Source organism: Streptomyces sp. NPDC028289 (genome assembly GCF_055565975.1).
This window is the reverse complement of the sequence record NZ_JBVHTI010000011.1, coordinates 269,151-292,636: the sequence shown is the minus strand read 5'-3', so window position 1 is coordinate 292,636 and position 23,486 is coordinate 269,151. Positions and strand designations below refer to the sequence as shown.

Annotated in this window: 21 protein-coding genes and 2 pseudogenes; 15 read left to right on the top strand and 8 right to left on the bottom strand. The window is 68.0% G+C overall.

From position 1 onward, the window contains the following. The first annotated feature begins 133 nt into the window (after positions 1–133). Positions 134–430 carry a TetR/AcrR family transcriptional regulator gene (locus ACZ4UV_RS46225; protein ID WP_351720350.1) on the top strand — a complete coding sequence of 99 codons (297 nt, stop codon included), beginning with the start codon at positions 134–136 and terminating at the stop codon, positions 428–430. A gap of 337 nt (positions 431–767) precedes the next feature. After that, positions 768–1,337, top strand: coding sequence for an EthD domain-containing protein (locus ACZ4UV_RS46220; protein ID WP_351720335.1), 570 nt, complete (start codon positions 768–770; stop codon positions 1,335–1,337). Here ACZ4UV_RS46220 and ACZ4UV_RS46215 read toward each other — a convergent pair. After that, complete coding sequence (locus ACZ4UV_RS46215; protein WP_351720333.1) at positions 1,286–2,038, bottom strand: SDR family NAD(P)-dependent oxidoreductase; 753 nt, start codon at positions 2,036–2,038, stop codon at positions 1,286–1,288. The two genes, ACZ4UV_RS46220 and ACZ4UV_RS46215, sit on opposite strands and share 52 nt — an antisense overlap. Before the next feature lie 13 nt (positions 2,039–2,051). Here ACZ4UV_RS46215 and ACZ4UV_RS46210 point away from each other — a divergent pair, with 13 nt between their 5' ends. Next, a complete protein-coding gene (locus ACZ4UV_RS46210; protein ID WP_351720331.1) occupies positions 2,052–2,636 on the top strand; it encodes a transposase in 585 nt (194 codons plus the stop codon). Here ACZ4UV_RS46210 and ACZ4UV_RS46205 read toward each other — a convergent pair. After that, positions 2,534–3,496 carry an alpha/beta hydrolase family protein gene (locus ACZ4UV_RS46205; protein WP_351720330.1) on the bottom strand — a complete coding sequence of 321 codons (963 nt, stop codon included), beginning with the start codon at positions 3,494–3,496 and terminating at the stop codon, positions 2,534–2,536. The genes ACZ4UV_RS46210 and ACZ4UV_RS46205 overlap by 103 nt on opposite strands. A gap of 145 nt (positions 3,497–3,641) precedes the next feature. Next, positions 3,642–4,328, bottom strand: coding sequence for an FMN-dependent NADH-azoreductase (locus ACZ4UV_RS46200; protein WP_351720328.1), 687 nt, complete (start codon positions 4,326–4,328; stop codon positions 3,642–3,644). 257 nt (positions 4,329–4,585) lie between these two features. Between ACZ4UV_RS46200 and ACZ4UV_RS46195 the strand changes: the two genes are divergently transcribed. Then, entirely contained in the window at positions 4,586–5,005 is a 420-nt protein-coding gene (locus ACZ4UV_RS46195) for a winged helix-turn-helix transcriptional regulator (protein WP_351720326.1), read from the top strand. 1,248 nt (positions 5,006–6,253) lie between these two features. Here ACZ4UV_RS46195 and ACZ4UV_RS46190 read toward each other — a convergent pair. After that, positions 6,254–6,544: a hypothetical protein gene (locus tag ACZ4UV_RS46190; RefSeq protein ID WP_351720324.1), complete on the bottom strand. Its 291-nt coding sequence runs from the start codon at positions 6,542–6,544 to the stop codon at positions 6,254–6,256. Positions 6,545–6,714: 170 nt separating this feature from the next. Here ACZ4UV_RS46190 and ACZ4UV_RS46185 point away from each other — a divergent pair, with 170 nt between their 5' ends. The 6 genes and pseudogenes from ACZ4UV_RS46185 to ACZ4UV_RS46160 all read left to right on the top strand — a co-directional run bounded on the left by ACZ4UV_RS46185 (position 6,715) and on the right by ACZ4UV_RS46160 (position 11,142). Then, positions 6,715–7,242, top strand: a complete 528-nt coding sequence (locus tag ACZ4UV_RS46185; RefSeq protein WP_351720322.1) for a SigE family RNA polymerase sigma factor — start codon at positions 6,715–6,717, stop codon at positions 7,240–7,242. Beyond that, entirely contained in the window at positions 7,232–7,825 is a 594-nt protein-coding gene (locus tag ACZ4UV_RS46180) for a hypothetical protein (protein ID WP_351720320.1), read from the top strand. Before ACZ4UV_RS46185 ends, ACZ4UV_RS46180 begins: the two co-directional genes overlap by 11 nt. Positions 7,826–7,953: 128 nt before the next feature. Continuing rightward, positions 7,954–8,166, top strand: a pseudogene (locus ACZ4UV_RS46175) (ISL3 family transposase); the annotation flags it as partial. A gap of 612 nt (positions 8,167–8,778) precedes the next feature. Further along, entirely contained in the window at positions 8,779–9,732 is a 954-nt protein-coding gene (locus tag ACZ4UV_RS46170) for a LysR family transcriptional regulator (RefSeq protein WP_351720318.1), read from the top strand. A 28-nt stretch (positions 9,733–9,760) separates the two neighbouring features. Beyond that, positions 9,761–10,483 carry an SDR family oxidoreductase gene (locus ACZ4UV_RS46165; protein WP_351720316.1) on the top strand — a complete coding sequence of 241 codons (723 nt, stop codon included), beginning with the start codon at positions 9,761–9,763 and terminating at the stop codon, positions 10,481–10,483. 237 nt (positions 10,484–10,720) lie between these two features. Next, positions 10,721–11,142, top strand: a pseudogene (locus ACZ4UV_RS46160) (SDR family NAD(P)-dependent oxidoreductase). A gap of 8 nt (positions 11,143–11,150) precedes the next feature. Here ACZ4UV_RS46160 and ACZ4UV_RS46155 read toward each other — a convergent pair. Further along, positions 11,151–12,164: an AraC family transcriptional regulator gene (locus ACZ4UV_RS46155; protein WP_351720315.1), complete on the bottom strand. Its 1,014-nt coding sequence runs from the start codon at positions 12,162–12,164 to the stop codon at positions 11,151–11,153. A 272-nt stretch (positions 12,165–12,436) separates the two neighbouring features. On the opposite strand from ACZ4UV_RS46155, the gene ACZ4UV_RS46150 reads away from it, so the two are divergent. The 3 genes from ACZ4UV_RS46150 (at position 12,437) to ACZ4UV_RS46140 (ending at position 15,452) form a co-directional block, all read left to right on the top strand. Next, positions 12,437–13,264 (top strand): SDR family NAD(P)-dependent oxidoreductase, encoded by an 828-nt coding sequence (locus ACZ4UV_RS46150; RefSeq protein WP_351720313.1) that lies wholly within the window; start codon positions 12,437–12,439, stop codon positions 13,262–13,264. Positions 13,265–13,353: 89 nt separating this feature from the next. Then, a complete protein-coding gene (locus ACZ4UV_RS46145) occupies positions 13,354–14,622 on the top strand; it encodes an NADH:flavin oxidoreductase (protein WP_351720311.1) in 1,269 nt (422 codons plus the stop codon). Beyond that, positions 14,619–15,452 (top strand): hypothetical protein, encoded by an 834-nt coding sequence (locus ACZ4UV_RS46140; RefSeq protein WP_351720309.1) that lies wholly within the window; start codon positions 14,619–14,621, stop codon positions 15,450–15,452. The genes ACZ4UV_RS46145 and ACZ4UV_RS46140 overlap by 4 nt, the downstream gene beginning before the upstream one ends. 365 nt (positions 15,453–15,817) lie before the next feature. Here ACZ4UV_RS46140 and ACZ4UV_RS46135 read toward each other — a convergent pair whose 3' ends face one another. Beyond that, positions 15,818–17,050, bottom strand: a complete 1,233-nt coding sequence (locus ACZ4UV_RS46135) for an ROK family protein (protein WP_467847336.1) — start codon at positions 17,048–17,050, stop codon at positions 15,818–15,820. Between the two features lie 177 nt (positions 17,051–17,227). On the opposite strand from ACZ4UV_RS46135, the gene ACZ4UV_RS46130 reads away from it, so the two are divergent. Continuing rightward, positions 17,228–18,871: a subtype B tannase gene (locus ACZ4UV_RS46130; protein WP_467847333.1), complete on the top strand. Its 1,644-nt coding sequence runs from the start codon at positions 17,228–17,230 to the stop codon at positions 18,869–18,871. 271 nt (positions 18,872–19,142) lie between these two features. On the opposite strand, the gene ACZ4UV_RS46125 is transcribed toward ACZ4UV_RS46130, so the two are convergent. Continuing rightward, positions 19,143–19,769, bottom strand: coding sequence for a TetR/AcrR family transcriptional regulator (locus ACZ4UV_RS46125; RefSeq protein ID WP_467847330.1), 627 nt, complete (start codon positions 19,767–19,769; stop codon positions 19,143–19,145). Positions 19,770–19,881: 112 nt separating this feature from the next. On the opposite strand from ACZ4UV_RS46125, the gene ACZ4UV_RS46120 reads away from it, so the two are divergent. Continuing rightward, positions 19,882–21,687, top strand: a complete 1,806-nt coding sequence (locus ACZ4UV_RS46120) for an SDR family NAD(P)-dependent oxidoreductase (protein WP_351717709.1) — start codon at positions 19,882–19,884, stop codon at positions 21,685–21,687. A 249-nt stretch (positions 21,688–21,936) separates the two neighbouring features. Here ACZ4UV_RS46120 and ACZ4UV_RS46115 read toward each other — a convergent pair whose 3' ends face one another. Next, a complete protein-coding gene (locus tag ACZ4UV_RS46115; RefSeq protein WP_351717711.1) occupies positions 21,937–23,397 on the bottom strand; it encodes an aldehyde dehydrogenase family protein in 1,461 nt (486 codons plus the stop codon). Between the last annotated feature and the right edge of the window lie 89 nt (positions 23,398–23,486).

Genomic DNA, 23,486 nt, shown 5'->3' with positions numbered 1-23,486 from the left:
AGCCTAGTTTATTGCTCACTGCTGTGCAAACATCTCGGAGGCCCCTGCCTTTCCCCGCCAGAGATGCTGATGTGACGAACCGGCCAGACCCGCACGTGCCACGCGCCACGCGGCGCGTACCACCCGCGAACGCATCCTGGAGGCGGCCGGGCAAGAACTGGGCCGCAACCCCGACAGCAGCCTCGCCGACATCGCCGAAGCCGCGGGCGTGGCACGTCGAACCGTCTACGTCCACTTCGCCGGCCGGATCGCGCTCGTCGAGGGACTCGCAGCGGACGCGGGGGAAGCGATACGCCTCGCGGTCACCGCCGGGAAAACACCCTCCCCCGACCCGGCGAGCACCCGGGTGCCCGCCACACAGCCGCCGGGATCCTCGCCCGCGGCCAGCGGCAGGGCGTCTTTCACACTAGCGTTCCGCCCGGCCCCCTGAGCAGAGCCCTTGAAGCACACCTGCCGGCAACCCTGGACAGCGTCAACTCCGGGACCTGGGAATGCATCAGCCCAGTACGGATACGAGGACAGCATCACGTATGCCTCCCCCGAGCCGTTCAAGACGCCCCGCAGGAGCCGACGACCAGTCGCCGTCGGCGCTGCCCTGGCCACGCTGATCCTCGTGACCTTCGCGAAGGACCGGATCGCGGCAATCCGCGTGGAGTCTCGCACGGCTAAGGCATTCCAGCATGGCGTGGATACACCCGATCGGCCCGAGGTCCACGTCCGTGGGTTTCCCCGTGCTGACCCAACCGGCCTCAGGCGCCCTACGGCACGTGAACGTCACCGCACGGGGCATACCCGCCATGGGGTCCGCCGGCCCGCTGCCGATCTCCCGACTCGACAAGTTGGTGGCCGCCGTGCGGCGCCGTCCCGGAATGACTCACGCCGAGCAGGCCGACTACATCCGGACTGTGCACCGCGGGATAGCCCTCGCCAACAAGCTGACCATGGTCAAGTACGTCCAGAACCACGTCTACGACCGCGCCTACGGCGCGATCGGCTACCAGGTGCCGCTGCCGCGAGACTCCGTGACCGAGCTGTACTTCGAGAAACTTGAGACGATGGCGTACATTTTCGCCGAACCGTACACCCGCGATGTCACGGGTCCGGACGGCGTCAACTTCAGCGATCTACTGGCGGCGCTGAGCGTACTTGTCGAGGAGAAGCAGACGCAGGTCCCACTGCTTGGTGCCGGCCTGCCGCGCTTCCCCCACCACGGCGGCGGCGTGCCGAGCGCCGTACGGGCGACCGCTTCCAGACCGATCTGCCCTGGTGGTGAGTGGTGGGCTTCTCAGATCTGGTTCTCGCCACCGTCGACGTACCAGTTGGCGCCGAGGACGTAGCTGCTCCCTTCGGAGGCGAGGAACGCCACGACCGCGGCGACCTCCTCCGGGCGACCCAGGCGGCCTATCGCCACGTTCGCAGCGACGTGCTCCTTGACCGTGGCCAACGCCTCCTCACCACCGAAGATGTCCGTGAGCCCGGGAGTGTCGATCCCGCCCGGCGAGACCGAGTTGACCCGGATACCACGGCCCTTGAGTTCGTTGGCCCACGTCCGTGCGAAGGACCGGACGGCGGCCTTGGACGCCGCGTACGTGCCGAACGCCTCCATGCCGTTGTCGGCGGCGGTGGAGGCGTTCAGGATGACCGAGGCACCGTCGTTAAAAAGCGGAAGCGCCTTCTGTACGGTGAACAGCGTGCCCCGCACGTTGACGCCGAAGGTCTGGTCGAAGTGCTCCTCGGTGATCTGCTCCAACGGCACGAACGCACCGGTCGCCGCGTTCGCGAAAAGCACGTCCAGCCCCTGGCCCCGGGTCCGGACCGCGTCGTAGAGCCGGTCCAGGTCGGCCATGTTGGAAATGTCCCCCGCCACCGCCGTAGCCTTGGTTATTCCGATGGTCTCGACGGCGGCGTCCAGTTCGGCCTTGCGCCGACCGGTGATGAACACGTATGCGCCCTCAGCTGCCAGCCGTACGGCGGTGGCCAGGCCAATTCCGGTGCTGCCACCGGTGACAACGGCAGTCCTACCGTCAAGCTGTCCCATGTGAATCACTCCCATGAATCTCTGTGCTGACATGCACACAAAATGGCAGAACTTCCGTACCGATCCGTACGGACAAGGTGAGGCGGTTGGAACCCGCGCCGATGGCAACAGCACGTATCGGCCTCCGGTAAATGGAGAACTCTCTACAGTTCCGTTCGGTCACCGCGCGCTCCCGTCCGTCCCAGCGAGTGCGCCACATCGTGACCCTGCTGGATTACGGCATCTGCTGACCGGTGCACGCTGGGGTGCCGATGCCGTTCGAGATGACCTGCGAGAGTGCGTCGGCCAACAACTCGACACGCGCGGCGTGCTGATCATCGCTGACACCGGGTTCATCAACAGGGGCATCATGTCGGCCGGGGTGTCCCGGCAGTACACCAGTACCTGCGGAGCGTTCGACAACTCGGTGTGCACTCGGACCAGCGGACGGATGGTGGTGACACCGCCACGACGCCCTGGCCACCTTCAACGCCGGCCTGCACGATCGAGGTCGTTTCACCTGGCTTCGATCGTGCCCATCGGTTCGGGCATGCTGTTCAACGCGGCGGTGGCGTCGGCCCAGGCGGTGTCGCCGGGGTACAGCGCGGAACGCAGGTAGGCCCAGACGAGTGCGCGCAGCGTAGCCACGCGTTCGGGGTTCTCGTCGGTCGTTTCCGCAGCGTCGTGCATCGACACGCCGCCGAGGCTGTGCTCGGCGCCGAACAGTGTCAGCCGTGTCTTGGGGCCGGCGCTGAAGAAGTAGGCGTCGGAGCGCCAGTCCTTGCGGTCGGAAAATCCAGCGTGCCAGTCGTTCTCGCCGACGATGACCAGCGCAGGCGTGGTCATCGTGGTGAAGCTGGTGGTGCCCAGGATCGGGTAGTGCTCGGACGCGAATCCGGCGAGGTCCTCGCCACGGCCGGGTGGGGCCATCAGGACGCCTGCCTTGATGCGGTCGTCGGCCATCTTCACGACGGATCCGTCGGTCGGGTCGGTGACGGTCTGGCCGCACAGCATGCCGACGGTGTGCCCGCCCATGGAATGCCCGACCGCGGCGATGCGGGTGCGGTCGAGTCGGCCGGCCAGCCCTGGGACGGTCGCCTCGATTTCGTCGAGGTGGTCGAGGATGTGGTGCATGTCGGTGGTCCGGGATCGCCAGTACAGCGGCGCGTCAGGGTCGCCGGCGTCGCGCAGGCCCAGCGCCATGGAGTCCTGGTGGGTCGGCTGGATGACGACGAAGCCGTGCGCCGCCCAGAAGTCCACGATGGGGCCGTAACCATGCAGGGACGATACGAAGTTGGAGGGGCCGTGGCCGTGCGACAGCAGGATCACGGGCAGATCGGTGCCTATTGCGGGTGACGACACCTTGACGTGCAGATCTACAGCCCGGCCCGGAACGGTCAGCACCACCGGACTGAAGCTGCTGACCGGGGAGGATTCGTTGACGGGAATACCGCCGGCCTCGCTGAATTGCTTGCTCATTGATGATTCCCTCTCGCCCGGACGCTGCGGTCGATGAGAAGTGAAGTGCCTCGGTCGACAGAAAGCGGAACGACGTAGCGGCCCTTCAGAAGCGCGGCAGCGCCCGGACACGTGATACCAGCAGGATCAGCCAAAGCGGACGAGTTCAGGCTGCGGTGGCCTTCTGCTGTAGGGCGAAGGCCTCGGCATTCCGACGTGCCTGCTTGTGGGCGTTGGCCAGCGACTCCTCGTGCATGGGGAGGAATTGACTCAATACCGGGACTGTGGGGGCGAGGCCGAACTCGATGGTGATGAATTCGAGTTCGAGGCCGAGTTCGCGGCCCATGCTCTCCTGAATATTCGGCAGAAGGTGGTCCCTGCCTTCGTGCGGGGCGCCGGGTCCGTAGGAGCCGCCGCGGGAAGAGATCACCACCGCGGTGCGGCCGGCCGTCGGCGGCGGGCCGTCCGGCAGGGAGTAGGTGCGTCCGAAGATGATGACCTGGTCCAGCCACGCCTTGAACGACGACGGCATCCCGTAGTTGTATAGGGGCACGGTGAACAGGTAGCCGGCCGCGCCGAGGAACTCCTCGACCAACTCGTCCTGCACCGCCGCGGCGGCCGCTTCCTCCGGGGTGTACTTGGCGGGATCGGTCAGCCGAGCGGAGATCCCCGCCGCAGTCAGGTGCGGGACCGGGGTGGCGGCGAGGTCACGGTGCACCACCTTCCCCGGCCACACATCCAGGAAGGAACGGGCGACCCGGCGCGAGATCGACTCGGCGTCGAACGACGTGGCATCGATATGCAACAAATATGACATGACACTCGATTCACTCGGTGCCGACACGTCGCGCACGCAATTCCGTGGTGACGCACCAGCACGCTTACGACTTGTGCGCAGCCCCATGGTGCATCGCCATCAGACAGCCTACAAAAGGCACATTCATGTCCGTACCGGAGCGCCATGTTCGTTGTGGCAACGACCGGGCCCCAGGTGATCCGATTCGGCCTATTCCCCCCGAAGTACGCTTACCCTTTGTTCGTAGCCGTATGATCCGGTACTAACTCTTCCCTATGACCGACCGATCCGCCTGTACCGAAGGAGTGCGTCCCATGACCAGCGAGATCGCCCGCCCCGTCACGCCCGGTGCGGAAGCATGTGGGCGCCTTCCGGTCGAGCACGGCGAGTTCGTGCGCCAGACCCTGGACCGGGTCGGCGACAAGTGGTCCCTTCTCGTAATCGCCAATCTGCATGACGGTCCACGCCGCTACAGCTACCTACAACAGGCCGTATCAGGCATCTCGCAGCGCATGCTCACCCTCACACTGCGCCAGCTCGGCGAGGACGGGCTGGTCGCGCGGACCGCGTATGCCGAGGTACCGCCCCGCGTCGAGTACTCACTGACCCCTCTGGGGAAAAGCTTCCTCAAGGTGGCTACCTCGCTCGTCCAATGGGCCTCCACCCACCACGGCGCGATTCGCGAGCACCGGACCCTCGCCCTCGCGAAAACGGGCCAGGGCGAACTCAACTGATCAACGCAACACCTCAGGCAGAAAACATGCCGGAGGTGTCGGATGACACGGTTGGGGCGTCCAGGCATGTCAGGTACGCGGACGCGGGAGCTGCGGGGCCGACCTCCGGGGTCGATCTTCACAGATTCTCAAGTCCGACAGCGAGTAGGTTCCGCCGATCTGGCGCCGGAGGGTGGGACATCCGACGCCTACGGAACGCGAAGAGATCTCGCGCGGTCGGGCTCGGAACGGCCCGATGCGGGAGATCGCGGCGGAGAGATCCCGCGCCACAGGACTGGGGAACCTGGCACCACTGAGCCGTTGAGGCCGAGGACCGACAGGGCTCGGGGCCGCGCGCGACGCCCCAGACGGTATCCGCCGGCCACGAACCAACACCGGACAGCACTCGCGGTGGAAAAGCTGGGCGAGGACTGGGCGCCGGAGCATATCGCCGACTACCGGACCACGACCTGTCCGTCCGGCTCAGCGGGGATGATCAGGCACGAGCCGATCTGCAAGTCTCTGCTTGTGAAAGGTTGGCGCCGTGCTGACCAATTCGCTGCATAAGCGTCTTAGGCCGAGTCACCCGCCGTGGGGCAGCATCCACAACACCCTCTCCGGCAACGGCGTTCACAGATCAAAGACTCGGTCTCCATCCGTAGGCGACCTGGAGAAGCCGACAGCCGCACGGTGCCGGGCCGTTGAGAGGGACCTTCTGCTGGGCGTCTGACCCAGATCGCCACCGTCACCGAATGGCTCACCCGCTTCACAGGTCCTGTGGCAGGGACTCCCCCTGGGTTTCCGGTCGCGTCCTTGACATCACCGAGCGCGGGCGTACGAACAGACTCCTCAGCACAGACTGACGCGGACGTGCGGCGTGGGACGCGTGACCCTGTGGCTCGTGCGGCCGCAACACGACTCTGCCGCGATCGCCCTGCCGTGCCCGCAGGCAAGGGAATCGTCACCGGCACACTCGACTAGCGGGTGAGCAGCGCCGAGCAGTCGCCAGGCCCCGACTCCGGTTGTCAGCTCGCCTCGATGACGCCGAAGGAGGCCGACGGGAGGACCCGAGCCTGATGAGTACCGGCTGTGTCAAAGTCGGAGATCTTGCTGCGGTGCGGTCCGTTCCCGGTGGGATCACGCGTTCGACCAGGAGCATCCGGGCACCGAAGCCACACAGAATCGGGCAACCGGCATTTCGCAAAGCGCAACGTGACTGATCAAGGTGGCGGCAGCTGTCACCACCGCCACCCAGAGATCCGGCGTTGCTCAGCCCTTCGGTGCGTGGGCTATCGCGACCGTCTTCATCTTCAGCACGCGTACCGCTTCGGGGTCCGTCACAGGCCGGGAAGTCTGCCCCTTGGCCGCGGCGGCGACCGCATCGGCCTTCCGCTTCTGCGTGCGCGCGGAGTCGTCCGTCGTGGAGTGCGAGGTCGCCGCGGCCGCGTGGACCTGCGACCCCGCTGCCACGGTCAGACTGCCGAGCGCGAAAGCGCTGACCGCGGCCGTCCTGAACGTCGTTCCTATCCTGCTCGACTTACGGGGGGCGGCATGGCGCATGGGATTTCCTCTGCTGTTGGTTCGACTTGGACTGCTGGACTACGCAGCGCGGGGGCCCGGACGCGACACCCGGATGTGGTGATACAGGTCACAGAGGGCGGCTGTAGCGGGGGATCGGCGCCCGTGCGTACTTCCCGTGCGGAGGACCCCTGGCCGTTCCGTGGACGGATATGAATGGCGGAAGAGTGACGAGAGGCACGGCGGAAGAGGAGTTCGATGAATTCTATGCACTGGCCTACCCCAGGCTCGTTCGGCAGCTTTACGCGATGACCGGCGATCTGCCGGAGGCGCAGGATGTCGTGCAGGAGGCGTTCATAAGGGCCTGGGGTCGACGTGGGGTATTCACGAGTGACGGTTCCCAGGAGGCGTGGATCCGCACCACGGCCTGGCGGCTTGCCGTATCTCGCTTCCGGCGTTTGCGGCGCGGTGTACAGCTCATGCAGCGTCATCACGAACAGCGCTACGCCGAAGGGCCGTCCCCCGAACGCGTCGCTCTCGTCGAGGCACTTCGCACTCTTCCGAAGAAGCACAGAAGTGTCGTCGTCCTCCACCACTTGTGCGACCTCAGCGTCGAGCAGATAAGTGCCGAGACGGGCTGGCCGGCAGGTAGCATCAGGGTCTGGCTGGTCCGTGGGCGCCTGTCACTCGCCCGCCACCTTTCCTCTCTGCCGGATCAGGAGGTGGACCATGTCGGATGAGTACGAGCGTACTGTCTGGCTTACCGAGAGTATCGCCCAGTTGGAAAGTGTTCGGGTGGACCGGCCAGTGTCCGCATCGGAGTTGCGTCGCCGAAGCGTCCGACGCCGTCAACGCCGTTCCCGTTCCGCCGCCATTGCGGCAATCGCCGTGACGGCGCTCAGTGCGGGCGCCTACTGGAATTCCGTAGGCGCGAACCGATCGGCGGAAACTCCCTCCCGCCACGGGGAGGCTTCTAAAATGTCAGCGGCTCAGGAGAAACTGCGGGCTTACTACTCGGTTCTACCGGATGCCTTTGCCGCACAGGATTCGACGTCGAAGCTGTGGAAGCTGATGACCGAGCATTTTACGGAAGCGGCGCTGAAGCGAGAAGCTGTTCTCGAAGGCAGTCGAGCCGGTGAATTGGCAGCCACGTGTGGTCATGTGGAAGCTACGACCGTCTTCACCGTCGGCGACCTCCATAGCGCCGGGCCCGACGCCGTCCGCGCCCGCGTGACGAGCAACAGCACACCGAAATCGATCGAGGTCGATTTCGATCTCCGCACCATGAGAATCTCGAAATGGTCCTGCCCTGACGGATCCTGACCTCTGCCGACCGTCACGGGCAGCGGCCCCCGGGTACCGGAGCAGGTGAGCTGTTCCCTGGCGCCGCCGGCCTTTGACACGGACGCGAACCCTCGGGTCCGGCACGCCCGAAGTATGGGACACCGACCGCGAGAGTGCACGGCTTCCACGAGCGTACGGCGGCGAACCTGCCGGTGGACTGCCGCCGAGTCGTGGTGTCAGTGCGGGTGCGGCGCCTGGTCTGCCCGATGCCGGACTGTCCGCGGCAGACCTTCCGCGAGCAGGTCCCACAACTGCTGGAGCCGTACCAGCGCCCCAAGACCCGACGGGCGGGCCAACTCGGCTATGTGATCCAAGAGTGAACGGACCGGGCGTACGCACACGTCTGCCCTGGAGCGACGGATCATCTGGCACTGCCACTGCGACATGGGGCCGACTGAGATCCGCTCCCACTTGCTCGGCACGGGCGTGGGCCTCCTCGAATGCGCCCGACACCTCAACCTCGCACCCAACCGCCAAGCGTCACGCGCGCAACCAGAGACCGGAGGCACAGCGCCGGGCTCCTCGCTACCGACCCGCCCCCGGCCGGCAACGCCATCAGACTCACCGAACGAACACCGCCGTCCCGTCGACGCCGACGTCACGCTTCCCCACCTTCGCAGACGCACCGAAGACATTGGCACACCAACCATGAGGACCACGAGGAAGATATACGGACGGGGCGCATTCACGGTAGTCGCCACTCTTCGTCGTCACCGATTGCGGGACACAGCCGTGCTTCCCAGGGTGTGCAGATCGGACGTCCGGATGGCGTCGCGGACCGCTGACTGGGACCACCAACTGTTGAGCAGCACCAAACTCCTCACTTCTGCAGTCTCCCCCAACGGCACGCACCTACAGCGTTGCCGAAGAGGAACCTTCGGACCTCCAATCCTCCTGGCAGATGCCTGGGTTCGGCTGCTTCAATGAAACGTATGGCCGATCTGGATCTTCGCCGACTGCGGTACTTCCTCATTCTCGCCGACGAGTTGAACTATGGCCGGGCCGCCGAGATCCTGCACATCGCGCAGCCAGCGCTGAGCCGTTCGATCGCCACTCTGGAACGGGAACTGGAAGTGAGACTCTTCCAACGGTCACAAAGGGGAACGCGTCTGACGACCGCCGGTGAGCTTCTCCGTGAGGACGCGCGGGAGCTGCTGCGCTCGGCCGAAGTACTGCAGCGGCGCGTTCGGGTAGCGGAGCACGAGGGTCGCAGCGTGACGATCGGTTTCATGCCCGGCCTTGTCCTCACTCCGGTGGTGCGCCATTTGGAGGAGCATTTCCCCGGTCTACGGGTGGACGTCGTGCGGAGTTCGTGGAGTGAACAGATCACCGCTGTGCGTGATGGTCGCTTTGATGCCAGTTTCGCGCACCGGCCGTTCGACGACCAGGGCCTGACAGTCGTGGACCTGCACTCCGAGAGCCGTGCGGTGGCCTTGCCGATCGACGATCCGCGAGTCGGCAGAAGCGGACTCTGCCTCGCGGATCTCGCCGGCGATGTGTTGCTGCAGCCGGTCGAGGCTGTTCCGGGGTGGCGTGGAGCGGCGGCTCCCCTGGGGCTGAACCGCGACCGTTCTGTCGCCGTCTCACTCACGGTGGAGGAGAAGTTCGAGCTTGTCGCCGCGGGACGGGGCGTAGTCGTCATCCCGGAGTCCGCTACGCGCTACTACCACCGCCCGGACCTGGCTTTTGTACGGGTGACTGACCTGCCCGAGGCGATGGTCTGCCTGGTGGTCGAATCGCGCCGCCGCTCCGCAGTCCTGCGCGAGTTGATGGAAACCGCCCGGACAACGCTGCTTGCCGGGCCTCCGGCGATCGCTCATGCCGATGCGGCATCAGTTGGTAACCGACCGGTCTTGGACGAGCCGGCTCAGCAGACGGGAGGCTGACAGCGACCCCTTCGAAAGGAAGCTTGTCGTGTCTCTCTCGCCCTCAACCCGTGTCGTTGTGATCGGTGGTACCAGCGGCATCGGCCTGGCCGTCGCCCAGGCGACGGCCACGGCCGGAGCACAGGTGATTGTCGGATCCCGCTCGGAGCAGTCCGTGAAGCGGGCGCTCGCCTTGCTCCCCGGTCAGGCAGCCGGGCTGCCGGTCGACGTCACCTCGGCCGCATCGTTGGATTCGTTCTTCGCTGAGGTGGGTGCCTTTGACCATCTCGTCTACACCGCCGGGGACGCTCTCGTTGGCGGCGTGATCACTGACTACGACCCACAACAGGCTCATGATTTCTTCGACATCCGTCTCTTCCGCGCTCTGGACACTGTGCGTCGCGCACTGGCGACTCTCCGCGGCTCCGGCTCGGTGACGCTGACCAGCGGTGCCGCCGCGTTCCACGGTGGAACCGGGAAGTTGCTCGGGACCACGGTCACCGCGGCCGTCATCGCCGCCGCCCGCTCGCTCGCCGCCGAACTCGCCCCGATCCGAGTCAACGTCGTAGCCCCCGGTATCGTGCGCACGCCGTTGTGGTCGAGCATGCCTGAACAGGCACAGAAGATGTTCTTCGACCGCGCCGGAGGCGACACGCTTCTGGGCCGGGTGGCCGATCCGGAGGACATCGCGAAGATCTATGTCAATCTGATGGAACAGGACTACGTCACCGGGAACGTGGCCGTCGTCGACGGCGGCAGCATCCTGAAATAACTAAATGAGATACACATTCAACGTCGACTGCCCGGGCGGCGGCCGCCGAAAGGCAAGTATCGCGTCGTGATCAATGGGTGGTCCGGATGAGGTCTCTGATCCAGGCCATCGAGGCGCGCAGCTGTAGGCCGGCGAGGTAGCTGTCTGGAGTCTTGTCGTATCGGGTGGCGACGCCTCGCCACGGGCGTCTACGGCCTCAACGGTGTACTGGAGACATCCGGCGCCGACCTCACCCGCATGCACGAGATCCATGTCCTCGGGGCCTCGTTCGGCGTCCAGGCCGCCGTGTCCGCGATGGGAGAATCGGGCGGCGCGATCGTCAACGTGGCCTCGATCGCGGCGTACGTCGTGCGCGCCCGGTCGGGCGCCTATTCCGCCTCCAAGGCCGCCGTGGAACACCTCACCGAGTCCAGGCCGTGGAACTCGGCCCCCGGCGAATTCGCGTGAATGTCGTGGCGCCCGGCATGATCGACACGTACATGCTCTCCTCGCTCACCGGGGAACCCGCAATGCTGCGGTCAGCCATGGAGCCCGTACCGCTCCGCCGGATCGGCACTCCGGGCAAGGTTTCCGACGCCGTCCTGTTCCTGCTCTCCGACGCCGCGCGTTTCGTGACGGGCCACACCCTCGTGGTCGACGGTGGCGGCCCCCGCCGCTGAGCCAGGGGTTACCGGTTGCCACGACGAAGCGCCGTCGGTGTCTGCCCGAACCAGCGCCTGCAAGCGCGCGTCAGGGCCGACTGCTCGGAGAAGCCCAGGGCCAGCGCCACGTGCGACATCGAAAGGGAGGACTCCGTGAGGTACTGGTGTGCGAGGTCCCTCAGCGCCTGGTCGCGCAGGTGGTCGAAACCGGTTCCCTCCTCTGCTAGGCGACGCTGCAGCGTCCTGGGATGGAGTGCCAGCAACCCCGCCACCTGCTCCAGGCTCGCTCCCGCCCGCCCGTCGGCGGTTCGCGCCATCGCGGTGCGCACGAGGTCGGCCGTGGACGAGCCGGGCGCCGGGTAATTCGTGTCGAGGTAGCTGGTCGCGACCCGGCGGATCGTTTCGTCGACGTCCTGGAGAGGAACGTCCATCAACTGCTCTTCGATGATCAGGGCACCGTACGCACGTTCCGGTCGCACTTCCGCTCCGAAAAACCGCACATAGCTCGACAGCGGGACGGCGGGCGCGTGCGGCAGCAGCACGGCCCGAGGCCGGTATCCGGTCCTGACGACGAGGCCGAGGAGCCTGTGGGCAGTGGCGAGACCGAGGTCCATCGCCTGACGGGCCGGCGGGCGGGGATCGAGCACCATGTCGAACCGCATCGCGACGTGGCCGGGGAACTCCTGGCCCGCGGAAATCAGCGCCAGGGTGAGCGACGGGCTGTGCACGAACAGGTACTGCGCCGCGGTCTGGATCATCTCCCGCACCGTCGGTGTGTTCTGCAGGACAAGGGCGAGCGGTCCGAGCGCGGTCGGGTCCTGCGCATGCGCCATCCGCAGACCGAAGTCCGGGCAGCGCAGAGCTACCGCCGATGCCTCCAGCAGGTGCATGGCAGCGCGCGCGGGAACCAGGGCATCCTCCTCGTCCAGCGCCTGACCGGGCAGACGCGCCGACGTGAGCAGCGCCTCCGGGTCGCCTCCGAGCTCGCGGACCAGACTCGCCCAGCCCCGCAGGGTCGCGGCCCGCACCAGTGGTTCCATGTCGTGCAAAGTAAAAACTATGTCGTCGGGTGTCAAGCAAACCCTGGTGTGCCGCGTCACACTCACTGCTGGCGCCAGCTACTTCAGGTAGCGGACACGCCTCCGCGAGCCTAGGGACAGGCTCGCCAGCCAGCGGGTCACACGCCAGGTCCGGCCGCCGGGACGCGTCGCGGACAGGGCAGGGTGACCGCTCGACTTCGGTCGGGCTGCCCCGAGCCCACCCGCCATCGACCTGCGGTCCCGCCCGCACCCACCGGAAGGCATCGAGCCGCGTGAACGCATTCGCAGACAGGGTCGCCGTCATCACCGGAGCGGGCTCCGGCATCGGCCGGGCGCTGGCCGTCGCCCTCGCTTCCGAGGGGGCCAGGCTGGCACTGTCCGACGTCGACACCGCAGGTCTCGCCGCAACAGTACGGCGCGTCGAGGCGTTCGGCGCCGAGGTCGACGCAGCGCCGGTCGGCGTCTCCGAGCGTGCGGCCGTCTTTCGGTACGCCGGTGAGGTCGTCGGTCGCTTCGGGCGGGTCCATCAGCTCTACAACAACGCCGGCATCGAGTACCACGGCGCGTTCGAGCGCTCCGCTCTCGAGGACGTCGAGCGAATCATGAACGTCGACTTCTGGGGCGTGGTGAACTTCAGCAAGGCGTTCCTGCCGCACCTGATCGCGTCGGGGGACGGACACCTGGTCAACGTCTCGAGCCTGTTCGGCCTGATGTCGGTGCCCGGTCAGACCGCCTACAGCTCGGCGAAGTTCGCGGTGCGTGGCTTCACCGAGTGCCTGCGCCAGGAGATGCTGGCGGCCGGCCACCCCGTCAAGGTCACGTGCGTGCACCCGAGCAGCGTCAAGACGGCCATCGCACGCAACGCGGGTGTGCCGGCCGGCGACGACCGAGCCGCGGTGGTCGACCTCTTCGACCGCAAGTTGGCCCGCATCTCCCCCGACGACGCGGCACGGACGATTCTGCGCGGCGTCCGCAGGAACAAGGCACGTGTGCTCGTCGGCGCCGACGCGAAGCTCCTCGACGCCTTCGTCCGCATCGTGGGGCCCTCCTACCAACGCGTGACCGCGGCCGTCGCGGCACGCGCACTCACCAACCACTGAACCGGCAGCACTGGCAACCGGCCGTCGTGGACGACCCAGCCACGACGCGCTCGCACACACAGCATCCATGAGGTAGAGGAGAGCCGCCGATGCCTACTCCCCCGACCAGCCCGCTCCTGCGTCCTTTGCGGATCGGCACGCTCACCGTGCCGGGCCGACTCTTCAAGTCAGCGACCAGCGAGACCCGTGCCACCGACGACGGTTACGTGACGGACGAACTGCTCGATTTCTACGAACCCATGGCGCGGGCCGGTACCCCGCTCATCGTCACAGGCAACCTCTACGTCTCTCTGCAGTCCAAGTCCGCGGGACGTCAGGCCGGCATCGACGCCGACGACAAGAAGGCCGGCCTGCGGGACTGGGTGGACCTGGCGCACAACGGCGGCAGCCTCCTGATCGCCCAGCTCAACCACGGCGGCCGACAGATGGTCAAATCGGCCGACCCGGGCAAGGCGCCGGTGTCCGCGTCAGCAGTGCGCGAGCCGCTGTACGGAACGAAACCGCGGCCCCTGCGCCGGGACGAGATCCCGGCAGTGGTGGAAACCTTCGCGGCCGCCGCGGAGCGAGCCCAGGACGTGGGGTTCGACGGTGTGCAGATCCACGCCGCCCACGGCTACCTGCTCGGCCAGTTCCTCACCCCGCACACCAACCGCCGCAACGACGAGTACGGCGGCAGCCTCGACAACCGGATGCGCCTGCTGCGCGAGGTGTTCCGCGCGATACGCGCCCGCGTCGGCGACGACTTCCCCGTCCTGCTCAAGCTGAACGGCACGGACATGCTCCCGCTGCGCCGGGGGGCGACGACCGCCGAGCTCGTACGCGTCGCCAAGGTGCTGGAAGGCGAAGGCATCGACGCGGTCGAGATCTCGAGGGCGCACTACGAGTCGTGGCCGGGCATGATCCTGGGACACTACAAAGGGTTCATCCGCGGACAGATCACCGAGGGCTCAGGGATATCGATGACGCGTCGGCGACGCCTGGCGATGCTCGCCGCCGCCCCCGTCATCGAACGCGTCGCAGAGCGGCTCGCGCCCGGCGGCGAGGGCTTCAACCTCCCCCAGGCCGAGCAGTTCACCGCGCAGCTGGACATCCCGGTGATCTGCGTCGGTGGCTTCCACACGAGGGAAGGGATGGAGTCGGCCATCGACAGCGGCCGCTGCGACGCCGTCTCGGCGGCCCGGGCCATGATCGCCGACCCCTACCTGTTCAAGAACATGCAGGACCCCGTGCCGGGCCGGCCGGTGTGCCAGTACCGCAACGGATGCATCGCCCGTTTCGGCGGCAAGGCGATCGACTGCTACGTCGAGCCGATCCGCATCCAGAAGGACCACATGCTGCGAGGGACGGAGCAAGCGTGAACCACGTGCCGAACGACCACGAACCCCTTGGCACCCGCCTGGGCAACCCGGCCACCGGGAGTACGACCGTTCCTGTACCAACGACCTCGGGGATCTTCCCGGTCTGGCTCCGCGAGGACCTGCCGAGAGAAGTCGCCCTGCATTACTGGAAAGGACCGCACGCGCGGATCGTCGCGCGGCTGCCCAGTATCGCCGAATACCTTCAGCACCACTTCTCCCCCACCGATCACGGCTACTGGCCCTCCTCTCCCACCGTCGGCACCGTCGTACCCCCGAGCTGGCGCTGTGACGGCATCGCCGAGGTGCGGATGGTGAGCATGGCCGCCGCGCTCACCATCCCGGTCCACATGCGAGAGGTGTACCTCGACGAGCAGAACGTCTTCGACCGGGTGCTCGGGAACCTGACCGGCCCCCGAGCCGGCCGCTGGTGGACCGACGGTCATGACGCCGACGTCGGTCACCGCACCGTCCTTCTGCTGCGCCGACGGCGCGGAGTGAGCCGCCGCGCGTTCCGAAGGTACGTACACCACCACATGGGTCCCGCGCTCCATGAGGCAGGTGCGCGTGACCTCCGCACGTACACCTTCCTGCCGTGGACCTCGCTTCCGCATCCCACGCCCGGTATCTCGCACGACAATCCGCCCTTCCGCCGCTACCACGGATGTGTCGTCCTCGGCGCCGACGGCCGCGCCGCCGTGGACGAGATCCTGGCGTCCAAGCAGGTCGCCGATCTCGTCGCCGACCAGCACACGGTCATGACAGCCGTCCACGCATTCACCGTCGCGCACACCGAGCCGGTGATCAGGACGCGCCCTCCGGTCGGCCCCTGACACGGACCACCTGTGGGGCTGGGCGAGTTCGGTCAGTGGACGGGCCCCGCCGGACACCCCCGCGGTGGCGATGCGGCCGCAGGTGGCGGGCACGGCAGGCGTGTAGTGATGGACAGCTGCGCGTTCGTCGCCGTGGCTGCGGCTGCGGCTTCGGCTGTCTGCGTGATCGTGGCCGGTGCCCCCATCGAGCGGTCCCCCGTGGGCCGCACTCAGTGCGATCACCGAGGCCAACGCATGAAGGCGCGGACAGCGCGACGGCGCCCGAGGTGCGGGCCCCGACCAGGGCCGTGCCGGCGAAGCCTGGGGCAAGCTGGTTCCTCGCCATTCCCGGACAACCCGCGATCCGTGGACGGGTCGACGTCGCCTCACCCAGCCGTAGGCGCCTCTCTCCCGCCGCATGCGGGCACAGTTGTGGGATCGTCGAGGATCCGCTCACGGCCTGCCTGAACGGCCCCGTGGAGCGTGGCGTCGGCACCGAGGACGCCGACGGAGACGGTGAACCCCACGCCCGGGATCTCGGTGCGGCGTCCGGTGAGGCGGGCGTCGATGCCGGGGATCAGCCACGGAGCCCAGTCGGCGAGATAGCCGCCCAGGATGGCCTCACCGACGTCGGCGGCGCTCGCGACAGCAAGGAGTGCAGCTCCCAGAGCATGGCCGGCGCCGTCGAGGGCCGCGACTGCTCGAAGGTCTCCTGCCCGCAGGCGTCGGTCCAGCTCGACTCGGGCAGCGGCGGTGTCCTGACCCGGAATCAGTGGGTCCATCCCTGCGGCGGCTGTCAGTGCGTGGAGGCCGAGGTGGGTGACCAGACAGCCACGCGAGCCGCACTTGCAGCGGGGACCGTCGAGGGACACGGGGACATGGCCGATCTCGCCGGCCATGCCATGACTGCCGTGGTGGATACGGCCCCCGATGAGCAGTCCGCCGCCGACTCCGGTGTCGCCCTTGACGTACACGACGGTGTCGGGATGGCCAGAGCCTGCAGCAGCGAGGGCGTGGTACTCGGCCAGCGCGGCCACACTGGCGTCGTTGACGACCTCGACCGGGGCGCGGAGCCCTGGCAGGTGCCCGGCGACCAGAGCCGCCAGGTCGGTCACTTCCCAGCCGAAGCCGATGGCGGCGCCGACCCTTCCCTCGATCACCGGTCCTGGCACGGCGATCACCACGCGGCCGAGATGCGCACCGTCCGCCCGCACGACAGCCCGTGCGACGACCTCCGCGATCGATGCGGCCATCGCCCCGGGGTCACCGAATAGAGCCTCGTGCCGGACGCGGTCGGTATGAACGGCGATGCCTGCGAGGTCCGCGCCCCACAGATGCACATGCTCCCGGCTCACGTGCACGGCCACCGTCCACACCCGCCCGGGAAGGAGCCGCAGCAGGCGGCGCGGGCGTCCCCGCCCGCCCGAGGCCGCGGCACCGGCCTCCTCCACCAGGCCCCGCGCGAGGAGGTCCGCGACCAGTGCGGTCACCGAGGCGTGCACCAGTCCGGTGGCGGCGGCGATCTCGGTGCGCGCGCAGGGGCCGCACGCCTCGATATGCCTGAGCACGAGGGACAGGTTGCTGCGGCGCACGTCCGCGGAGACCGCTGGGTTGTTCACGTACGGATTCTCCCTGACCGGTCTGCTACCGTGAAGGATATATTTTTCAACGGTTGAAAATTACCTGTGGATCCACTTAGAAGTCGACAGAATTGTTGACGATCTCTGCGAAACATCACTAGGTTCACAAACGCCAACACAACGGATATCGCGAACCGCGTGATGAGGAGAGAGACCGTGCAGCACAGGGCACTCAAGCGAAGGAACGTCGTCATCGGGATCGGCGCCGCCGCAGGCGTCGCGGCGGTCGGCGGCATCGCGCTGACGGCTCAGGCGTCCAGCGACAAGAAGGGCTCCACGACGTCCCCCGACGCCCTGGTCTTCGACAAGGACGACTACACGGAGCTTACGGAGACGATCGCGGACGCGGCCGGTACCGACCACTCGGTGACGTACCACTTCTACAAGCCCCGCAACTACGTCACCAACCCCAGTGACGACACCCACCAGAGCCTGGTCGTCAGCGTCCCCGTCAAGATCGACGGCAAGGCCGTCGACGCCTCCGACGCCCCGATCGTCCTGGCGAACGCGGTAGGCGCCTACATGCCGTCGACCGTCGCGACCGCCACGGGCGTGGGGCAGGCCGCGCTGGAGATGGGCTCCGTGGGCGGCGGCACCGGCACCGGCGGGATGCCGTCCGGATTGCCCACCGACGGGTCGATACCCAGCGGAATGCCGTCGGGCGGCACGGGCGGCGGCACGGGGGCCATCAACGGGATGGTCAACCTCGCGAAGCTCGCCCTGGTGGCAGGCTACGTCGCCGTCGAGCCCGGTACCCGCGGCCGCAGCCTGACCGACTCGTCCGGCACCTACTACGGGACGGCCCCGGCGGTCATCGTGGACCTGAAGGCCGCGGTGCGCTACATCCGCTTCAACAAGGGCCGACTGCCCGGCAACGCCGACCGGATCGTCTCCACCGGCACCAGCGCCGGTGGCGCCTCGTCCGCCCTGCTCGGCGCGTCCGGCGACAGCAAGATCTACGACAAGTACCTGAAGGAGGCCGGTGCGGCCGACGCCTCCGACGCGATCTTCGCGACCGGCGCGTGGTGCCCGATCACCGACCTGGAGCACGCCGACGGCGCCTACGAGTGGAACTGGGGCTCCAACGTCACCCAGTCCACCGGCAAGGTCGTCGACCAGACGGTGTCGAAGGAACTGCAGTCCCAGTTCGCCGAGTACCAGGCGAAGCTGAAGCTGCGCGGCCTGAACGGCTACGGCCTCCTGACCGCCCGCAACTACGACGACTATCTCCTGAGGACCTATCTCCAGGAGTCCGCGACCAAGTACCTCGCCGCCCTGTCGGATTCGGACCGCGAGACCTACCTGGCAAAGAACACCTTCATCACCTGGTCCGGCGGCAAGGCGACCTTCACATGGGAGGACTATCTCGCGCACGTGGGCGCACGGAAGAAGACGACGCCGGCTTTCGACGCCTTCGACCTGTCCGCCGGCGAGAACAACGAGTTCGGCGCGGGCACTACCGAGAACCGCCACTTCACGGCGTACAGCGCGAAGAACGACACCACCGGCCTGAGCACCAAGCGCGTCGCGAGCGACATCCCCGAGAAGCTGCGGCTGATGAACCCGATGTACCACCTGCTCGAGGAGCGCAACCCGAGCCGCTCGAAGCACTGGTGGATCCGCCTGGGCACCAGCGACACCGACACCTCGCACGTCATCTCCGCCAACCTCGCCGCCGCGGTGGACAACCTCGGCGACGACGTCAACCACTCCTTCTACTGGGACCAGGGCCACGCCACCAACGTCGACCCCGGCGACTTCATCAAGTGGGTCGCCAAGGTGACCGGGTACAAGAAGTAGCCCGCCAGGCGCAGCCCCCGCCTCGCGACCACCCGCACACACCTGGCGGCCGTCTCGTCGGTCCGCCCCCAGGACACCACCCGCGACGGCGCCGAACCCTTCCATACCAGCCGGGCTCGGCGCCACGAAGAGCTGGTGGGCGGTCGGCGATCCCTCACGAGCCCGAATCCCGTGTCCTCGCCAGCGCCTCACCGACTACGTCATCGCAGGGCCCCACCGTTCTTCCTCAGCGGTGGGGCCCTTCGGCGTGCGTGGACGCAGTCGACCCATCTCAGGGGCGGTTGAGGTCCTCGTACGCGGTGAGCAGTGCGCGCACCGCGCCGCCGACGGCGGCGACGTACATCCGCAGGACGTGGTCGAGGTCCTGCTCGGGGTGGCTCAGCCACCAGTGGCCGAGTTGCTCGCCGATACCCGAGATGACGTGGGCGGCTGCCACGAGGCTCGGCCGGTCGAGTTCCGGGGCGTGGGGCGAGGCGACGTCCGCGATGCGCTCGACGGTGTGCCGGCGGAGCTTGATCAGCTGTTCTGCCATGTCACCGCCGAGACCGGAGGAGGCAGTGAACAGCAGCGCCCACCGCCGTGGGTTGTTGGCAACGAGTTCGAGGAAGACGCGGCCCCCGGCGGTGATCAACTCGTCCGTGTCGTCACCGGCAGTCGTGATCGCCGCGACAAGGGTGTCCTCGAACTCCCGCCGGGCTCGTCGCACGCACGCCACGAAGATGCCCTCCTGTGATCCGTGGTGCTGGTACACGACCGGGCGGCTGACGCCGGCGGCACGGGCGATGTCCTCGACGGATACACCCTCGTAACCGCGCTCGGTGAACAGATCCTCGGCAACGTCGAGCAGCTGCTCTTCCCGCTGCTTCCCGGTAAGGCGCCGGCGTGCGGTGGCGGCCACATGTCCTCCGAATGCTTCTCTGCCCGGCGGGCGCATTGACAATACAACTTACGAATCGTAACTTACGAGCCGTAAGTTACGTCTCGTAACCTGCTTGCACCGGGAGTGTCGCATGAAACTGGGGATGGACCACGGGTCGCTGGTCGCCTGGGACCCCGACGGCAAGGAGTGGGTCGTTGTCGGCTCGCGGTGGAACCACGACCTGCTGGCCTTCCTGGCCGACGGGGAAGAGGCGGTGCGTGAGGCCGAGCGCACGTTCACCGATCCGGAGCGGGTTCCGGGCCGGCCGCCGGGCGGGCTGCCCTTCGCGCCGGCTTCGCTGCGCGCGTTCGCCCTGTGGGAGTCCCACATGGTCAACGGGGCGAGGGGCATGGTCGCCGCGTTCGGCTCCCCGGGCGTCCGTCGGCTGGCGCGGGGATTCGAGTCGGTGACCGGCCGCGCTCTGCCCCCGTTGCGTCCCAAGGCCAACTACTACCGCGAGCCGCAGTTCTACATGGGCAATCACCGCTCGGTGCTGCCGGACGGAGCGGAGGTGGCGTGGCCGTCGTTCGCCCAGGTCCTCGACTTCGAGCTGGAGTTGGGCGTTGTCATCGCCCGCGAGGTCAGGGACTGCACGCCGGCCGAGGCAGTGGCGGCCATCGGCGGTTTTGTGGTCATGAACGACTGGAGCGCACGCGACACCCAGTGGGACGACACCCGCCGCGGCACGTTCGGCGGTGTGGTGAAGGCCAAGACGTTCGCCGGTGCCATGTCCGCGGTCGTCGTGACGGCCGACGAGGTACTACCCCGGTGGCGCGCGCTGACCGGCCGGGTCCTGGTCAACGGGGAGGTATGGGCGCAGGGCGGCACCGCATCCCCCCTGCACGACCTGGGAGCAGCCGTCGCCTACGCCGCGCGCGGCGAGTCCCTCGGCCCCGGCGAGGTACTGTCCAGCGGCACTCTGCCGGGTTGCTGCGGGCTGGAGATGCGCCGCTTCCCCCGTCCGGGCGACGAGGTTCGCCTCGAGCTCGAGTTGGGGGCCGGTGAGCCGGCCACGGTCACCAACACCCTCGGCGCGCGTCCGCGCCGTGCCGCGGAGGGCATGCGGGGCGTGGCCGTGGTGACCGGCTGCGACTCCGGCATCGGCAAGGAGCTGGCCAGGGAGTTGCACCGCCGCGGCCGCACCGTGTACGCGACCGGGCTGAAGACGGAGGCCATGGACGACCTGGCCGCCGCCGGACTGCGCGTCGCCGCCCTCGACGTCACCGACCCCGCCGGCGTGAACGCATTGGTCGAACGCCTCACCGCGGACGGTGAGGTGGTGGACCTGCTGGTCAACAACGCAGGCTACGGCGCCATGGGCCCGGTGATCGAGATGCCGATCGCCGATGTGCGCCGACAGTACGAGGTGAACGTCTTCGGGCTGCTGACGACCACCCAGCGGTTGGCGCAGGGCATGATCGAGGCCGGTCACGGCACCATCGTGAACATCGGATCGACCTCAGGGGTGCTGACCTCGCCCTTCGCCGGTGTGTACTGCTCCACCAAGTCGGCGGTCCATGCGCTCACCGATGCCATGCGTATGGAGCTCGCGCCCTTCGGGATCGCCGTCGTACGCATCGAACCGAACCAGATCCGCACCCGCTTCGGCGACACCGCGACCACCGGCCTGACCGCTCGCATCTCGGCGGATTCGCGGTACCTCAGGCTGCGTGACGCGATGACCTCCCGCGCCCAGGGATCGCAGACCAGCAATGCCATGCCGGCCGATGAGTTCGCCCGGAAGGCCGCGGACGCCGTGCTGTCCGACAAGCCCCCCGTCAGGCTGAGGCTCGGCCGCGAAGTGTGGCCCTACACCGTGTTCAAGCCGTTCCTGCCGTCCCGGCGGATCGACGCGATCCTGAGTAAACGCTTCGGCCTGGACAGACTCGGCTCGTAGGAGCGGCACGACGGGAACGGTTCTCCTTTGGCCGGGCAGTCCGGGGGCGATCCCCTCGGGCCACCCGACCAAGGCGGTTGCAGCCGCCGCTCGCAGGGTCACCGTAACGGCTGCGATTCCGCCCGCCGGACAGCCGGTTCCGAGACGGCGGGGACTTTTGCGGGGATGCGTGGACGGGCCGCTGTTCGACGGCTCGGGCGGGGAGAGCACGGCCGCGGAGAGCTACGGCCGTGTCCTCGGCGGCGATGCTCAGAAGGGATAGTGGGCGTGCCGGCTGGCGAGGGTGACCCAGCGGGTGCTGGTGAAGGACTCGATGCCCCAGCGGCCGCCGAAACGGCCATAACCCGAGGACTTGAGGCCGCCGAAGGGAGCATGGGGTTCGTCGGCGACGGACTGGTCGTTGATGTGCGCGATGCCGGTGCGGATACGGCGGGCGACCGCCAGGCCGTGGGTGCCGTTCTCGGTGATGATGCCGCAGGTCAGGCCGTTGTCGGTGTCGTTGGCCTTGGTGACGGCCTCGTCGTCGGTGGTGAAGGTGTCGATCACGCACACGGGGCCGAAGGCTTCGGTGTGGTGCAGCAGGGCGTCCTCGGCGACGTGGGTGAGCACGGTGGCCGGGTAGAGCGCGCCGTCCGCTGCGCCACCGCCGGTCAGCACGGTGGCGCCCTTGGCGACGGCGTCCCGGACCAGGTCGGCGACCCGCTTCGCCGCCTTAGGGGTGACCAGCGGGCCGATCACGGCGGCGGGATCGGTCGGTTCGCCGGAGGGCAGCGCCGCCGCCTTCGCCGCGAGCTTGGCGGTGAACTCCTCGGCCAGCGAGGCGTGCACCAGGATGCGGTCGGCGGACATACAGATCTGTCCGGAGTTCATGAAGGCGCCGAAGGCGGCGGCGTCGACCGCGTAGTCGACGTCTGCGTCGTCGAGCACGACGACCGCGTTCTTGCCACCGAGTTCAAGCACCGCGGGCTTGAGGAACTGCGCGGCGACGGCGCCGATGATCCGGCCGACGCCGGTCGACCCGGTGAAGTTCACGGCCCGTACCCGAGGATCGGCGATGAGCGTCTCGGCGATCTCAGGGGCGTCGGCCGGGTCGTTGGTGATCACGTTGAGGACGCCCGGGGGCAGCCCGGCGTCGCGCAGCACGTCGGCGATGAACAGGCCGCAGGAAAGCGGGGCGTCCTCGCTGGGCTTGAGCACCACCGTGTTGCCAGCCGCCAGCGGCGCGGCGACCGCGCGGACGCCGAGGATGACCGGAGCGTTCCACGGCGAGAAGGCGGCGACGACGCCGACCGGCTCGCGCACTGCGAACCCCAGGGCGCCCTCCTCCTGCGCGGCCAGTACCTCACCGCGCGGGGCGGTCACCGCGGCGGCGGCCTCACGGAACGTGTGCGCGGCCAGGCCCACGTTGAAGTACGCCCACCCCCGGGTACCGGCCACCTCGCCGGCCATCAGGTCGGCGGCCTGCTCACGACGTTCCTCGACCAGGTCGGCGGCCTTGAGGAGGATCGCGCGGCGGGTGTAGGGGCTCACCGCGGCCCAGGCGTCGAACGCGCCCTGCGCGGCGGCCACGGCGAGCGTGACGTCCTCAGTGCCGGCGGCTGCCACCACGGCGTACACCTCGCCGGTGTGCGGGGCGAGGTCCTGGGTGGTGCGGCCCGACCGTGCGGGCACTTCCTTGCCGCCGATCAGCAAATCACGGGTGAGGGTCATGGAGACTCCGCTGAGGTGAGGGGCTGTGCTCCGGCGTCCGCCTCGGGGCTTCCGGCACGCCGGAACGCGCGCCGGAAGCCCTGAGGCGG

What these genes read in the sequence shown, in the direction of transcription:
- ACZ4UV_RS46215 (WP_351720333.1), bottom strand. Translation starts at nt 2,038, where the DNA reads ATGGGACAGCTTGACGGTAGGACTGCCGTTGTCACCGGTGGCAGCACC.
- ACZ4UV_RS46210 (WP_351720331.1), top strand. Translation starts at nt 2,052, where the DNA reads ATGAATCTCTGTGCTGACATGCACACAAAATGGCAGAACTTCCGTACC.
- ACZ4UV_RS46205 (WP_351720330.1), bottom strand. Translation starts at nt 3,496, where the DNA reads ATGAGCAAGCAATTCAGCGAGGCCGGCGGTATTCCCGTCAACGAATCC.
- ACZ4UV_RS46195 (WP_351720326.1), top strand. Translation starts at nt 4,586, where the DNA reads ATGACCAGCGAGATCGCCCGCCCCGTCACGCCCGGTGCGGAAGCATGT.
- ACZ4UV_RS46190 (WP_351720324.1), bottom strand. Translation starts at nt 6,544, where the DNA reads ATGCGCCATGCCGCCCCCCGTAAGTCGAGCAGGATAGGAACGACGTTC.
- ACZ4UV_RS46185 (WP_351720322.1), top strand. Translation starts at nt 6,715, where the DNA reads ATGAATGGCGGAAGAGTGACGAGAGGCACGGCGGAAGAGGAGTTCGAT.
- ACZ4UV_RS46180 (WP_351720320.1), top strand. Translation starts at nt 7,232, where the DNA reads ATGTCGGATGAGTACGAGCGTACTGTCTGGCTTACCGAGAGTATCGCC.
- ACZ4UV_RS46170 (WP_351720318.1), top strand. Translation starts at nt 8,779, where the DNA reads ATGGCCGATCTGGATCTTCGCCGACTGCGGTACTTCCTCATTCTCGCC.
- ACZ4UV_RS46155 (WP_351720315.1), bottom strand. Translation starts at nt 12,164, where the DNA reads ATGGAACCACTGGTGCGGGCCGCGACCCTGCGGGGCTGGGCGAGTCTG.
- ACZ4UV_RS46145 (WP_351720311.1), top strand. Translation starts at nt 13,354, where the DNA reads ATGCCTACTCCCCCGACCAGCCCGCTCCTGCGTCCTTTGCGGATCGGC.
- ACZ4UV_RS46120 (WP_351717709.1), top strand. Translation starts at nt 19,882, where the DNA reads ATGAAACTGGGGATGGACCACGGGTCGCTGGTCGCCTGGGACCCCGAC.
- ACZ4UV_RS46115 (WP_351717711.1), bottom strand. Translation starts at nt 23,397, where the DNA reads ATGACCCTCACCCGTGATTTGCTGATCGGCGGCAAGGAAGTGCCCGCA.